Below are 13,638 nucleotides of genomic sequence, written 5' to 3'. Positions count from 1 at the left end.
GACCGCCTTGAAGCGTGTCGGCACGTGACTTCTTCCGGCCAGGGCCGCCAAAACCGTCTGAGCGAGCAGCGCGCGAAGGCCCTAGGCCTGGCCATAAGGCAGGCCCGGCGGAAGCACGGCCTAACGCAGGAAGCACTGGCTGCGGCGAGCGGCCTTACTCCCGAGCACCTCCGAGTGATAGAGCGCGGAACGGCGACGAATCCAACCCTCGCGACCATCTACACCATCGCGGACGCCCTCGAAATCCCCGCGCAGAGCATGCTCCCGAACTGACTCTTCAAGGAGCGGCGCGACTCTCGCCCTAGAAGTCTGCGCCCGGCGCGGACGCGTCGCCGTGGCCCAGGCGCTCGGTATGCCGTCGCAGCCCCTCCCGCTGACCGTTCTCCCATGGCACTCGCGACACCCATCGGACGATGCCGTCGGCGAAGGCGACTGGCCGGGTCTTAGCGCTGAGGCCGAGGAAGTCGATCTTCCGGCGCCCCTCCGCGGTCCGCTCGTCGAGCGCCTGGAGGCGACGCCGAAGCGTGCTTAGGTAGTCGGTGTAGTCGCGCAACCTGGTCGGGACACCGTCGACAGCCGTCTCGGTGGCAGTGAAGAACTGTTCCGGGCGCACCCGCTCGTATCGGTACTCGACAACGAGCCCGAGCGGGATCAGTCCGGCGAGCCACGCCTCGATCGCCATACGAGCAGCCGATCGGTCCGGGACGAGGACGTTGTGCTTGCTGAGTGCGTCCAGTGCGTCGTCGAGGGTGAACGCGAAGTCGCTTCCGCGCTCGAAGAGAAGGTCCTCGTGGAGCGCGGCACGCCAGTGCGCAGTGACGGCCTCGATGCTGGACTCGGTCTGCTCCTCGGGGCCGAAGAGGGCGGGCAGGCTCCCCCATCGAGCGATCAGAGTCTCGCGCAGCGCGGCCCACGACCGCAGCGGGAGCGGGCGTCGGACGGTGATGATCGGCAAGAGCAGCGCGGAATCATCGGGAACATCCGGCCATCCGGCCCCAGCGTCCCGCTCGGCCTTGGCCCGCCGGTGTGCCTCCAGGGCCGACCGGCGTGCGGCCTCGGCTTCCTGGCGCTCACGCTCCGCGGCCTCCCGCTCGCGTTCTGCTTCCTCGGTAGCGAGGCGCTCGGCGTCGGCGATCAGGCCCATCGTCGGCGTGACGATCCCCAGCGTGTGGTCAAACCGGCACTCGTCGATCGAGTCGGCCGCGAATCGGGCAACTGGGAGCGCTCCGTCGTAGCGGCCGAGGTCGTGGTCGAGGAGCGTCCCAATCTCACGGGTCAACGGGTTGATCGCGAGCACCGGCCGCCCGGCGGCCGCGATGTCCTGGACGAGGGCCGGGACCTTCACCCGTGGCGGTGCGTCCGGTGTTGAGTCAGTGCCGGCGACAGGCGTGAGCCGCGTGTGCCCGATCAGCCAGAGGACCGGGACGCCCGCGGCGTCAAGGTCGGCCTGCTTCGCCTCCCACTCCGGGATCGACCATGCCTTGTACTCGACTTCGAACGCGGTCCGGCGGCCGTCGAGATCCGTGACCACCACGTCGGGACGCCGAGGATGGATCCGCTCCTCAACCGCGACCGTAGAGTAGGCCGGGGTGCTCTCGTTGAGCCAAGCGGCGAGCATCGCCTTGGCGGCGAGGTGGAGAGCGGACTCGCCGGTGGTTCCGGGACAGCCCTTGTTCTCATGTCGGAAGTGGTGACGACGACGTGTGCCACCAATCGCGTTGAGCGACACGTCGCAATCCGGCGCCAAGCAGCGAAGGTCTGTGACGATCGCCTTGGCCTCGGCCGCGGCCCCTTCGGCGAGGAAGTAAGGCTCGCGGGTATCGCGGTGAATAGCCCAGACCTGTCGGGTCTCGGTGCCGAGAAACGGAAGTACGTGTGCGGTGGCCACGGGCGCATCCTTGCTGAGACCACCGACAGCGGTCCGGCGATCGTCTGGTCAGTCGTTCTTGCCCGATTGATGGACGCACCAATCACACATGCCGGTGTCATCCCAGACCTCGAGTTCTTCCTCCGGGACGGGCGTCGCGCAGCGCGCACAATCGGCCCTCCGGCCGCGAGGCGCCGGGTCGTCGCTGCCCCATGGCCACGTTTGACCGCAGCCAAGGCATGCAATGACGCCCGTTTGCGCTCCAGCCGCGTGCACATCGTCTTGGTTCTCGTGCTTGCAGCGGGGCTCGCCCTTTGCGATCCACTGCTGCTCAATCACCGCGACCTGTTCCGTCTGAACCATTAGCGCGCCGTTCCTTCTCGTAGCAGGACCGCGCCGTTAGCGCGCCCTCGCTCCAATATTGCCGTAAACCCGTTCACGGTTCAGCACATGGATCGACGAGTCTGGGGCGACGACCGGCGGCGATGTAAGAGAAATGATCCCGAGCGGCTGGTTGATTACGGTCACTCGCCTAGGACGTGCCGCGCCCGCGCTGCAGTTGCGTACGGGCATGGTTAAGGTCTCGGAGGTACTCCCGGTTGACCTCCCGAGTCGCCGTCAGCTCATCAACGAGTTGTTGCCGCTCATCTGTCAGGGCCCTCACCCTGTCCTGCAACTCAATGATGATGGCTGCTTGCTCAGCGTTAACTTGATGCAGACGTTCGGCTTCCGAAAAATCGATCACGGTGCCCGCCTCGCCCAACGCTTGATGAAGTGCGCGCCTAGTTGCCGCTAGATCCCGACGCAACTCGGAGATTTCCGCGTGCGCGTCAAGCAGGCGCGCCTTCTGCACCCGATCCATCGAAGGCTGCGCCTGAGAGACCCCCGCCGAGAGATGAGGCGTTGGATTCCGATGGCGGCGAACCTCCTCGTAGAGGTCACCGCTTCGACGAACTGTATCGGGATGAACGCCTGCTGCTCGCGCGACTGATCGAACATTTACAGGCTGTCCGCCACGTGCGAGCGACGCAATAGCGTCGGCGATCCGCTTGCGGTTCGCCGCAGCGATAGCCTTCCTCGCAGCGATGGCCTTCACTGGGACGAACCGCTGACGAACTGCCGGCTCATCGGACATGTTGTTCTCAGTCACTTCGCTCCCCTCCGAAGGCGAACCCGAGGTTCACGCCGCCGGCGCGTGCGCGGGTGCGGAACTCACGAACGATGTCGGCCGCCGTCGCGATGCGGGCTCTCTCGTCGGGGGCCAGCGAATCCAGGTGGGCAACCAGTGTCCCCAGGAGCCGTTGCCAACCGTCACGTCGGTAGCGAAGGATGGCCTCATGCTCGCTCTTTAGCGGCGTTTCCTGTGCATCCAACCGCGCGAGCGTGAGGTTGCAGGTGTGGATCTCCGCTCGAATGTCAGGGATATGGCTGGGATCCGCGACGAGAAAGTCACACCCGAAGCACATTCGGTCGTTTTCACATCCTTCTCGTCCGAGCTGTAATACCTGCGGGTTGGCGCAGTCGGCAACTGCCACCTCTCCCGCCGGAATACTCGGAAGCGACGCTGCCCGTTCGGTGGGCACGCCAAAGTTGTTCAGCCGGTGCCTCGCCAGGAGATCGACGGCTTCCTGAAGTCTTTCGTCCTGCACTCGCACGTACGAGTCGATCGTCGTCTGAACATTGGCGTGGTCCGCGAGTTCCTGAACAACGAAGATGTCGGTCCCGATGTTGACCAAGTGCTGGAGGTATGTGTGACGGAACAGGCGCATTTGAAGCGCCGCCGACCGGATTCGGCGATCGCCAAGGTCGAACCCAGGTATCCCGCCTGCCTTGTACTGCGCAGCGATTGAGATCCATCCGTCGCCCAGCGCGGTGAAGCGAGACGAATCGACAGCCCGATACTGGGTTTGAACGCGCTTATTGATTAGCCCTCCCGGGCGCACCGCTGGGTCCAAAAACAGGGGCAGGTCGCCCATGTCGCTTGGTGCGTACTTCTTGCCACCAACTTTGACGACAACGTCCCGCTTATAGTCGGTAAGCACGGCGTGCGTTTGATCGGAAAGCGGGTAACGGTTACCTTTGAGAACAAGGTCACGGCCGTCCATGTCAGACATGCGCGCCCCACACACGTCATTGAGGTCCGCGCCAGTCGAGTCAACGACAATCGCGATTACGATCGCCTCTTCCAGCAGCGATACGAGCACCCGCCACCAGTGGGAGATCATGCGTGAGCCGGTCGCTTGTGTTCCCAACAGGTTCTGCTGGCGGCGAGGAAGAAGAGCGAGATCTTCACTTGCTGTTTGCGGATAGCGCTCGCGAAGGCCGCGCTTCCATGCATGTACGATCTGAGCGGATCGAGCATCGACCGGGAGCCAAACCCGATCCCTTCCGGACTTGAAGTTGTCGTATAACAGTTCGGCGGCGCCGCTGTCTCCTATTCGAATACGGTCCGCCCGAAGCGAACACAATTCTTCTGGCCGTCGACCAAAATTGGCTGCTAGATGGATCGCCGTAACGAACATTTCACCGCGAAACGAATCAGTTCCAGGCACTGACCGTGCGAGGTCCAGGACACGCGGACCGAGGAGGTCGTCCGCGCCTAGGAGGAAGCGGAACGTAGCGTCAGGGAAGCCACGGTCGACGACCACGCGCTTCCGGATCTTTGGATAGTCGTCCTGTCGTACAGCGAATGCTGTCGACAGCCCGTAACGGTCGGTGAGTCCCAGCGCGCGCGCGTGGCCGAACACAGCCGAAACGTCTCTCAAGGCTTGGAACTGCTGCTCCGGCGTGGCCGACACCCGCATCTGAGCGACCCACGCATCCACGACCTGCCTAGTCAGCGCCCGAGCATTGCCGCCCTGGTCAGCGCGGGTACGTAGGTACGCGGACAATCTCGCGACAGCGAGAGTCTGCTTCGAGAGCGTGGACGGCGAAACAGAATTGAGTCGCGTCTGACAGACCTGCGTAACGACATCACGCAACCACGGCTGCGTGATGTCGCCAAGGCGCAAGGTCACCGAGACTCCCGCTGCGGGCCGGACCACCGCCATGCGAACGACGTCGCGGTCCCACTCAGCGCGGGGATCAGCACCGGCCACATCAAGCCGGACCTGCCATCGACGCAGCGTGGCCGCTGGAAGTTCCGCGCATGCGCGTGGGTCGACGTCGAGAAGCGTATCTACACCCGCGTGCGAAGCCGCTGCAGCAATGCTTCTTGCCGAACTCGGCGTGCCGAGTTTGCCCTCTAGGGCGTCCATCGCCAGCGACACGATGAACTCCAAGCGGGCGAGCGGCGGAAGGAGGCCCAGTTTCACGTAGCGGGTCCTCAGGCGTCGCGAGTGCGTTAACGGGTCTGTCGCGAGCCATTCGAACTCACGGTTATCCTCATCCCACCGAGCTAGAATCCAGGACGCAACTTGCTTGGTCAGAAGACGTCCCGCCCACTGGGGAGGCTCAGGTGGCGTCAGACCAGGTGGCAGTGACGACTCCGAGGCGCGAGCACTGACCTCAGCGGGAGCGAGCGACCTGGTTATCGTCATGCGTTCAATCCGATTGTCTGCTGGCGCCAATCTGTAAGCCGCCCGACGGCCCCAACCATTGTCACTACAAGCGCGTGCGAGTAGGTCTGAAGACTCAGCGGGCTCCGGTGCCCGAGCAGTTCTTGGACCGTATGCCGGTCGACCCCCGCGTCCAGCAGTTCTGACGCGTACGTGTGGCGAAGTAGGTGCGGGTTGACCTGCTTCAGGTCGGGCGCGCTCTTCACTTGCGACATCCACATGCTGTTGAAGGCGCTCAGAGTTAAGGGCCGTCCGCGCGTCGGCCCAGACACGGAGACGAACACCATTGGACTAGCAACACTCTCCGGCAGGTGCTCGAACGCCCAAGCCTGCCAGTCGCGATACGCGCCGATCACTCGCGGCGCGATCGGCACGATGCGGTCAAATGGTGACTTGGCCAGTGCGCCATTGCCGTTCAGGCGACGTCGCACGTGTAGATGTCGACCTGGGAACGAGGCCAACGGGCAGTCAAGCGCGCGAGCGACAAGTTCCGACACACATAGGTCCTCGACCCACAGTCCGAGCGCCTCGCCCGCCCGCAGCCCGGTGCCGTATAGCAACTCGACCGCGAAGCGGTTCCTCGGGTGCAGATCGAGATTGAAGAGCGCCTTGACCTGATGTGGTTCCAGCCGCATCGAGCGCATGACTCTCGCGGCCCGGGGTGCCTTGAACCCGACGATCCCGCGACCGGTGTGGACAGAAGTCCGGCCATTGGCCAAGGCCCACCGGTAGAACGACTTGATCTGGGCAACGCGCAGAGCCACCGTGGTCGACGCCCGAAGGCGAGGATCTCCGGGTAGCGCGCGAATCCCACTTGTCAACGGATACGCCTTCGGCACCTCCCTCAACGCGGACACAAACTCAGCGAAGCGCACTGCGTCGGTTGCCAGTGGATCGAGACCTCGGTCGGCGCACCACGTCCACCACTGCGCGACCGACTGCGCCGACGACCTCAACGAGTTCGTTGAGTCGGTGGAGGCTGCCAGCGCGACCAACCAATCGCTCGGCACGTCGACGCGGCGCGAGGAGGTAGCCGTCTGGAGCACGAGGAGCCAGCCGGCCCGCCCTCCAGAGCGGCTGTACTTCGCGGCGTAGACAGTGGCAGCCACACTGGCACCGTATGCGCGCTCGTTGGAGTTCTCATGTCAGCGACACGCAGTTGGATAGGACTCGCTAACAGCCGCGGCGCCAGTGTGTGCACATGAAAGCGACCCGTCCTGCCTAGGCGCAGATAACCTCGCGGGCGGAGTTCGCGTGCAGCGTGCACATGCCGGGCAGCCCGGCGTTGAGGGCGAGCAGCAGGTCGAGGCACTCCTCGGCCCTGACCTCGCCGACGATGATGCGGCTGGGTCGCATCCGCAGCGACTCCTTCACCAGCTCGCGCAGCCGGATCTCGCCGGTCCCCTCGAGCCCGACCTGCCGGGTCTGGAGCGGCACCCAGTCGGGGTGGGGGAAGCGCAGCTCGAAGACCTCCTCGGCGCTCACCACGCGGTCGCCGCCGGGGATCGCGGCGGCGAGGCAGTTGAGCATCGTCGTCTTGCCGGCCTGGGTGCCGCCGGCGACCAGGATGTTGAGCCCGGCCCGCACGCTCGCCTCCAGGAACGCGGCGGCGGGGACGCTCAGGCTGCCCAGCTCGACGAGGTCGGTCAGCCGCGCCGCCCGCAGCACGAACTTGCGCACGTTGACGGCACTGAAGCCGCGCGAGATCCCCTCGAGCACGACGTGCAGCCGATGACCCTCCGGGAGCATCGCGTCGACGAACGGCTGCGACAGGTCGATCCGGCGCCCGGAGGACTTGAGCATCCGCTCGACCAGCTCGGTGACCTGCTCGCGGCTCAGCACCAGGTTGGTGAGCTCGTGCCGGCCGTTGCGGGCGACGAAGACGCGGCTCGGCTCGTTGATCCAGACCTCCTCGACCTCGGGGTCCTCGAGGAAGGGCTGCAAGGGCCCGAAGCCGGAGAGCCGGGCGACCAGCTCGCCGACCAGCGCGGTCGGGTCGGTGATCGCGGCGACGGCACCGGTCAGGCTCCGCTCGTCGTGCTCGCGTACGACGGCCTCGGCGATGCGTCGGACCACGGCCGCGTCGCGTTGCGGGTCGACGCCCTCGCGGCGTACCCGCTCCCTCACACGGCCGTCGAGCTGCTCGACGACGGCAGCTTCCTCCGCGGCGTAGAGGCCCATCCGGATCCCCGATCCCGAGTCCGAGTCCTGGAAAGAAAGTTAAGGGCTGCGACCCGGTGCCGAAAGTGCCCAAATTGGGCATGTGGAGAAACCACCGGCCCCGCCCGGAGGGATCCGGGCGGGGCCAGGGGTGAATGCCTGAGGCGCGTCAGGTCAGCGGACGGTGCCGCCGAACCAGCTGCTCGTCCAGATCGCCTCGGTCCGGACGCTCGCGCCCGGGTGCGGGGCGTGCACGATGTAGTCCGTGCCGCCGCGTCGGCCGTCCCAGAGCCCGACGTGGTAGACGTGCCCGCCGGAGCTGAAGAAGACCAGGTCGCCCCGGTGCATCTGCGAGCGCGGGATGCGTCGGACGGCGCCCGACTGGGCGGCCGCGGTGCGGGGCAGGCTCAGCCCGACCCGGTGGTAGGCGTAGGACGTCAGCCCCGAGCAGTCGAACGCGTTGGGGCCGGTGGCGCCCCAGACGTAGGGGTCACCCTTCTGGTCGCTCGCGACGTCGAAGGCGCGCAGCGCCTTGCCGTTGACCATCCGGAGCCGGTGCAGGCGCACTGCCCGCTGGTGCTCACGCACCGCGCGACGGTGCCGGATCACTGCCAGCCGGTGCTGGCGGCGGCGCTCCCGGATCCGCTCGCGGCGACGCTCGCGGGCGATGCGGCGAGCCTGGACGCGGGCCGCCTGCTGGGCGGCCGCCCGCTGGCGGGCGAGTGCCGCCGTGTCCACGGACGGTGCGGCGGGAGTCGTCTGGGCGACGTTCGTGATGGCGGCCATCGCCGTTCCGTGTCCCGTCGGGATGGCCAGGGCGCCGCCGGTCAGGGCGGCGACCGCGAGGAGCACCCTGGTGGCAGGGCGCAGCAGTCTTGACTTGGGCATGCGTGGTCTTCCTTCCCACGCCTACGAGGTGAGCTGTCGGGTTCGGGCGAGAAGGTGCCCGGCCGGGCGCTGTCGGCGCGTCGGCTTCACCCCGAGCGGCGGCTGGTCGCCACCGCGGAAAACGTTGGGTCCCCCGCTCCTGCCCCTCGGTGCTTCCGTCACTCTTTCCGTCTCGGACCGGCCGCCGACGTGGGGCAGGACTAGGCGTGCGCCGTAGGCCGGTAGTTGCGACTGCAACTACTCGAAGGTAAGGAGGCGGGACCTAGGTCCCAAGTCTCGACCTGGTATTTAACCGTTCATGTGAGCGGACTCACAGGCATGCTTCGGCTGTCCACGGTTCACCGCTGCACCCACCAGGACGGCAGCAGGGCGTCGTACAGACGCTCGAAGACGTCGACGTCGAGCTCGCCCGGGAGCTCCAACCAGCCCTGGATCGCACCGACCGTGGCGCGCGAGACGAAGCGGGCAGCGACGTCAGCGACGGCGTCGTCGTCCACGCCGGCGACGTGCAGGGACAGGTGCAGCCGACCCGCGCGGAACAGCTCGCGGCTCGACTCGAGGAAGTGGTCGCCCAGGAGGCCCTCCAGGCTGCCCGGGCCGCTGTCGGGCCCGAGGCCTCGGCGGTAGATCGGCGCGTGCCGGCGGACGTGCTCGAGCACGCGACGCGTCGCCTCCGCCACTGCCTCGTCCGTGTCTCCCTCCGGCGAGCCGAGCAGGTCCGCCCGCAGCTCGTCGAGCTCGTCGAGCAGCGCCTGGCGGAGCAGGTCGCCCGGCGAGGCGGCGTGCTCGTAGAACGTCGAGCGGTGGACGCCGGCGGCCCGCGCCAGCGCGGTCACGCTGAGCTCGCCGACCGGCGTCGTCCTCGCCTCGGTGAGCACAGCCGCGTGCAGCCGGGCCCGGGTGCGGGCCTGTCGCGCGTCCATGGGTGCTCCTTCGTGCGATCGGGAAGAAAACCGACCCTATCCGACGTTTGTAGTTTATGAATCCGACAAACGTCGGATAACTGGAAGGAGATTCACATGGCCACCTACGACGTCGCTGCTCGCTCCGCGATCGTCACCGGCGGCGGCTCCGGCATCGGCCGCGCCGTCGCGCTCCTGCTCGCCGCCAACGGGGCGTCGGTCCTCGTGCACGACCTGCGCCGGGAGAGCGCGGACGCCGTCGTCGCCGAGATCATTGCTGCGGGCGGCACGGCGAAGGCCTTCGTCGGCGACGCGTCCGACCCCGAGGTCGCCGCGGCCGCGATCGCCGCCGCGGAGGAGCTGGCCCCGCTCCGCATCGCCGTCAACAACGCCGGCATCGGTGGCGCCAACGCCCCGGTCGGGGAGTACCCGGTCGAGTCCTGGCGCTCCGTGATCGACATCAACCTCAACGGCGTCTTCTACGGCCTGCGCGCGCAGATCCCGGCGATCGCGGCCAACGGCGGTGGCGCCATCGTCAACATGGCGTCGGTGCTCGGCTCCGTCGGCATCGCCGGCTCGTCGGCGTACGTCGCCGCGAAGCACGCCCTGATCGGCCTGACCAAGAACGCGGCGCTCGAGCATGCCGCCGACGGCGTCCGCGTCAACGCCGTGGGCCCGGGCTTCATCCGCACGCCGCTCGTCGAGGCCAACCTCGACGCGCCCACCCTGACGGCCCTCGAGGAGAAGCACGCCCTCGGCCGTCTCGGCGACCCCGAGGAGGTGGCGAGCCTCGTCGCGTTCCTCGCCTCCGACGCCGCGTCCTTCATCACCGGCAGCTACCACCTGGTCGACGGCGGGTACGCCGCCCAGTGAGACGAACGGCCCGGCTCCCACGGGAGCCGGGCCTTCTCGTCGGCGCGGGTCAGACCAGGTCGACGAGATCGGCGATCGAGTCGAACACGCGCGTGGGTCGATAGGGGAACCGCTCCACCTGTCCCCGCTGGGTCGACCCGGTGAGGACGAGACAGGTCTGCAGGCCGGCTTCGAGCCCGCTGATGATGTCGGTGTCCATCCGGTCGCCGACCATCACGGTGGTCTCGGAGTGTGCCTCGATGCGGTTCAGCGCCGAGCGCATCATCAGCGGGTTCGGCTTGCCCACGAAGTAGGGCGAGTGCCCGGTCGCCGTCGAGATGAGCGCGGCCACCGAGCCGGTCGCGGGCAGCATCCCCTGCTGCGACGGACCGGACGCGTCGGGGTTCGTGGCGATGAACCGCGCCCCGGCCGCCACCAGCCGGATCGCCTTGGTGATCGCCTCGAACGAGTAGGTCCGCGTCTCCCCCAGCACCACGTAGTCGGGGTCGCGGTCGGTCATCACGTAGCCGATGTCGTGCAGCGCGGTGGTGAGACCGGCCTCCCCGACGACGTACGCCGTGCCGTCGGGCCGCTGGTCGGCGAGGAACTGCGCGGTGGCCAGCGCCGAGGTCCAGATGGCCTCCTCCGGCACGTCGATACCGCTGCCGAGCAGCCGGGCGCGCAGGTCGCGCGGGGTGAAGATCGAGTTGTTGGTCAGCACCAGGAACCGGCGACCGGAGCCCTTGAGCGCCTCGATGAACTCCTTGGCGCCCGGGATCGGCACCTCCTCGTGCACGAGGACGCCGTCCATGTCGGTCAGCCAGGTCTCCACCGGTCGCAGCGTCATGGCGCACATCCTGCCGTAGCCGTCACCGACGCGGCAGGACGATGTCGAGTCCGCGCTCGTGGTACTCGCCGTCCAGGCGTCCGCCGAGCGCGGTCACGACCGCCCGTGCCCGGACGTACGTCGACCCGGGTCCCTTGCTGCGGCCCCGGCTGGTCGGCCCGTCGGCAGCGCTGATCCGCAGCTTGAGCGCACCGCTGTCGGTCGCCTCGTAGACGAGCCGCACCGAGCCGCGGCTGCGGTGCAGCACGTCGACGAGGAGCAGCTCGTGGATGTGCTCGAGCGGCCCGGCCGTGTAGGTGGTCTCGAGGTCGCCGTCGACGGCGGCGGTCAGCGTCCGGTCGTGGTGGGAGAGCTCGTCCGCCCAGCGCTGGGCGCACGTCGTGGCCAGCTCACGCAGCGGCACCTCGACGCCGCGGCCGCCGGGGCGCCGGGCGATCCCGACGAGCTCGCCGGTCACCGTGTCCAGCTCGTCGATGCGCTGGACGCAGCGCTCGACCGTGCAGCGGATGTCGGGTCCGAGCTGGTCGCCGAGCGCCAGGTCCTCGAGCTCCAGCCGGAGCGACGTGAGCGGCGTCCGCAGCAGGTGGGAGGCCTGCTCGGCGAAGGCGTGCTCCTGCTCCAGACGGTTCTGGAGCTGCGTGGCGCTCGTCCGGAGCGCGTCGCTGATCGCGCGGACCTCCGGGACGCGCGAGCGGGGCAGGTCGAGGTCGAACCGGCCGCGGCCGAGCGCACCGGCCGCGTCGGCCAGCCGGCGGAACGGGCGCGAGAGCGCTCGCGCGATGAGGAAGCCGGCCACGCCGGCGCACAGACCGAGCAGGACGAAGAAGACGACGATCGCCCGGCTCTGGCCGAAGAGCACGTCGTCGACCACCTGCTCCGACTGGCTCACGGACACGTAGCCGCCGGGCACCTCGGCGCTCGCCCAGACGTCGTCTGAGCGGCTGGGGTCGCCGGTCCCGGTGAAGGTCGGCCCCTCGGCGACGACGTCGGAGTCGGGCGAGCCGTCCCAGTGGAGGACGACGCGCTTGTCGTCGCCGATGAGCGAGCGGAGGAAGCTCTGGTCGACGGGCTCGTCGGCGTCGTCGCGGACCTGCACCGCGACGGCGATCATGCTCGCCGCCTCGTGGATCTCCCTGTTCTCGTCGCCGCTGAAGGCGGACTCGAGCGAGATGGACCTGACGACGAACGCCAGCGCGCAGAGCGCGAGACCCAGGACGAGGAACGCGACGGTCAGCCGCGGACGCATCGGGGCCTACGCATCGGCGCCCTCGAGCCGGAAGCCGACGCCCCGGACCGCCACGACCTTGTCGGTGACGCCCGCGCTCTCGAGCTTCTGGCGGAGGCGACCGATCGTGACGTCGAGCGTCTTGGTCGAGCCGTACCAGTTCGCGTCCCACGCCTCGGCCATCAGCCGGTCCCGCGACACGACCTTGTCGCGCTGCGCGGCGAGGACGCTGAGCACGTCGAACTCCTTGCCGGTCAGCGAGACCTCCCCGTTGCCCGCGAAGACCCGTCGGGCGGCGACGTCGATGCGCAGCGCGCCCTCGGGCAGGTGGGTGGCCCCGTTGTGGGCGGCGGTGCGCCGCAGCAGGGCACGCACGCGAGCCTGGAGCTCGGCGAGCCCGAACGGCTTGGCGAGGTAGTCGTCGGCGCCGTAGTCGAGTCCGACCACGCGGTCGAGCTCGCCGGCTCGCGCGGTGACGATCATGATCGCCCCGTCGTAGCCGCTCTCCCGGGCCTGGCGGCACACGTCGAGGCCGTCCATGTCAGGGAGGCCCAGGTCGAGGATCATCACCTCGGCCGGGCGGGCGGCGAGCTGGTCGAGCGCCTTCTGCCCCGCGTCGACGCGCTGGACGAGGTATCCCTCCCGCTCGAGGGTGCGCACGAGCGGAAAAGCGATGTCCTCCTCGTCCTCGACGATCAACACGCTGTGGGCCATGCGCGAATCGTAGGCGAGGTACTTCCCACGCGGGCCGGAATGCGGTATGCCGCGGGTCACGGGCCGGCGACGCGCTGGACAGCGCGTCGCCGCACGGCCCGCCGCCGGCGCCTGGACCGCTGGAGGTCGGCGATCACGGCCAGCAGCACGGCCAGCAGCGGGACGCTGGCCAGCGTGAGCCCCGTGGCGGGTCGCAGGCCGCCGAGGAACGGGTAGCCGACGTACGGCACATGGGCGACCACCCGCGCCGTCTTCCCCGTCGCCGCCAGCTGCCAGGGATCGACCCGGGCACCGTCGGCGCTCGTGATGATCCCGGCGGCCCCCATCGAGGCGACGCGGCGCGTGACGTAGGCGGTGTCGACGAGGCCGCGCGGCGGTCGGAACGTGATCACGTCACCGATCTGGAGGTCGGTGGTCGACACCTTCTCGGCGAAGATCAGCGAGCCGCGTGGCAGGCTGTCGCGCATCGCGTCGCTGCTGACGACGTAGCGCTGCAGGCCGAGCATCGTCGGCAGCGCGACGAGGAGGAACGTCGGCGCGAGCAGAGCGAACGCGACGACGAGCCACAGGCGTCCCATGAGCGGCGGCCGGGACGGTACCGGCGCCAGCTCCAACGGTTGCCCTCC

The 13,638-nt window shown here is 68.4% G+C and carries 12 protein-coding genes and 1 riboswitch; of the genes, 1 reads left to right on the top strand and 11 read right to left on the bottom strand.

What is annotated here, in order from left to right:
• Positions 1 to 301: 301 nt before the first annotated feature.
• The 7 genes from QDS12_RS07255 to QDS12_RS07225 form a co-directional block, all read right to left on the bottom strand.
• Positions 302 to 1,888 carry a competence protein CoiA family protein gene (locus QDS12_RS07255; protein WP_279878083.1) on the bottom strand — a complete coding sequence of 529 codons (1,587 nt, stop codon included), beginning with the start codon at positions 1,886 to 1,888 and terminating at the stop codon, positions 302 to 304.
• A gap of 511 nt (positions 1,889 to 2,399) precedes the next feature.
• Positions 2,400 to 3,017: a hypothetical protein gene (locus tag QDS12_RS07250; RefSeq protein ID WP_279878081.1), complete on the bottom strand. Its 618-nt coding sequence runs from the start codon at positions 3,015 to 3,017 to the stop codon at positions 2,400 to 2,402.
• Positions 3,010 to 5,181, bottom strand: a complete 2,172-nt coding sequence (locus tag QDS12_RS07245; RefSeq protein ID WP_279878080.1) for a tyrosine-type recombinase/integrase — start codon at positions 5,179 to 5,181, stop codon at positions 3,010 to 3,012. Before QDS12_RS07245 ends, QDS12_RS07250 begins: the two co-directional genes overlap by 8 nt.
• A gap of 221 nt (positions 5,182 to 5,402) precedes the next feature.
• Positions 5,403 to 6,533, bottom strand: a complete 1,131-nt coding sequence (locus tag QDS12_RS07240) for a tyrosine-type recombinase/integrase (protein WP_279878079.1) — start codon at positions 6,531 to 6,533, stop codon at positions 5,403 to 5,405.
• A gap of 112 nt (positions 6,534 to 6,645) precedes the next feature.
• Entirely contained in the window at positions 6,646 to 7,605 is a 960-nt protein-coding gene (locus QDS12_RS07235; protein WP_279878078.1) for an ATPase, T2SS/T4P/T4SS family, read from the bottom strand.
• Between the two features lie 153 nt (positions 7,606 to 7,758).
• The gene (locus tag QDS12_RS07230) at positions 7,759 to 8,472 is read right to left on the bottom strand and encodes a C40 family peptidase (RefSeq protein WP_279878077.1); all 714 of its coding nucleotides are present in this window, start codon (positions 8,470 to 8,472) and stop codon (positions 7,759 to 7,761) included.
• Positions 8,473 to 8,475: 3 nt separating this feature from the next.
• Positions 8,476 to 8,634, bottom strand: a riboswitch (cyclic di-AMP (ydaO/yuaA leader).
• A gap of 176 nt (positions 8,635 to 8,810) precedes the next feature.
• Positions 8,811 to 9,395 (bottom strand): TetR/AcrR family transcriptional regulator, encoded by a 585-nt coding sequence (locus QDS12_RS07225; protein ID WP_279878075.1) that lies wholly within the window; start codon positions 9,393 to 9,395, stop codon positions 8,811 to 8,813.
• 96 nt (positions 9,396 to 9,491) lie between these two features.
• Between QDS12_RS07225 and QDS12_RS07220 the strand changes: the two genes are divergently transcribed.
• Complete coding sequence (locus QDS12_RS07220; RefSeq protein WP_279878073.1) at positions 9,492 to 10,247, top strand: SDR family NAD(P)-dependent oxidoreductase; 756 nt, start codon at positions 9,492 to 9,494, stop codon at positions 10,245 to 10,247.
• 49 nt (positions 10,248 to 10,296) lie between these two features.
• Here QDS12_RS07220 and QDS12_RS07215 read toward each other — a convergent pair whose 3' ends face one another.
• From QDS12_RS07215 to QDS12_RS07200, 4 genes are read right to left on the bottom strand one after another with little or no spacing between them, the layout of a single operon-like run.
• Entirely contained in the window at positions 10,297 to 11,082 is a 786-nt protein-coding gene (locus QDS12_RS07215; RefSeq protein WP_279878072.1) for an HAD-IIA family hydrolase, read from the bottom strand.
• A 13-nt stretch (positions 11,083 to 11,095) separates the two neighbouring features.
• On the bottom strand, positions 11,096 to 12,319 hold the full coding sequence (locus QDS12_RS07210) for a HAMP domain-containing protein (RefSeq protein ID WP_279878071.1): 1,224 nt from the start codon (positions 12,317 to 12,319) through the stop codon (positions 11,096 to 11,098).
• A 6-nt stretch (positions 12,320 to 12,325) separates the two neighbouring features.
• Complete coding sequence (locus QDS12_RS07205; protein ID WP_279878069.1) at positions 12,326 to 13,012, bottom strand: response regulator transcription factor; 687 nt, start codon at positions 13,010 to 13,012, stop codon at positions 12,326 to 12,328.
• Positions 13,013 to 13,068: 56 nt separating this feature from the next.
• Positions 13,069 to 13,590 (bottom strand): S26 family signal peptidase, encoded by a 522-nt coding sequence (locus QDS12_RS07200; RefSeq protein ID WP_279878067.1) that lies wholly within the window; start codon positions 13,588 to 13,590, stop codon positions 13,069 to 13,071.
• Between the last annotated feature and the right edge of the window lie 48 nt (positions 13,591 to 13,638).

Origin of the sequence: Nocardioides sp. CER19 (assembly GCF_029846275.1) — a bacterium.
In the GTDB taxonomy this organism is placed as follows: domain Bacteria; phylum Actinomycetota; class Actinomycetes; order Propionibacteriales; family Nocardioidaceae; genus Nocardioides.
The sequence above is the reverse complement of the archived record's forward strand: the minus strand, read 5'-3'. Positions and strand labels throughout refer to the sequence as shown.

Coding starts and splice junctions, on each gene's coding strand:
- QDS12_RS07230 (WP_279878077.1), bottom strand. CDS start 8,472: ATGCCCAAGTCAAGACTGCTGCGCCCTGCCACCAGGGTGCTCCTCGCG.
- QDS12_RS07205 (WP_279878069.1), bottom strand. CDS start 13,012: ATGGCCCACAGCGTGTTGATCGTCGAGGACGAGGAGGACATCGCTTTT.
- QDS12_RS07235 (WP_279878078.1), bottom strand. CDS start 7,605: ATGGGCCTCTACGCCGCGGAGGAAGCTGCCGTCGTCGAGCAGCTCGAC.
- QDS12_RS07225 (WP_279878075.1), bottom strand. CDS start 9,395: ATGGACGCGCGACAGGCCCGCACCCGGGCCCGGCTGCACGCGGCTGTG.
- QDS12_RS07220 (WP_279878073.1), top strand. CDS start 9,492: ATGGCCACCTACGACGTCGCTGCTCGCTCCGCGATCGTCACCGGCGGC.
- QDS12_RS07200 (WP_279878067.1), bottom strand. CDS start 13,590: ATGGGACGCCTGTGGCTCGTCGTCGCGTTCGCTCTGCTCGCGCCGACG.
- QDS12_RS07215 (WP_279878072.1), bottom strand. CDS start 11,082: ATGTGCGCCATGACGCTGCGACCGGTGGAGACCTGGCTGACCGACATG.
- QDS12_RS07210 (WP_279878071.1), bottom strand. CDS start 12,319: ATGCGTCCGCGGCTGACCGTCGCGTTCCTCGTCCTGGGTCTCGCGCTC.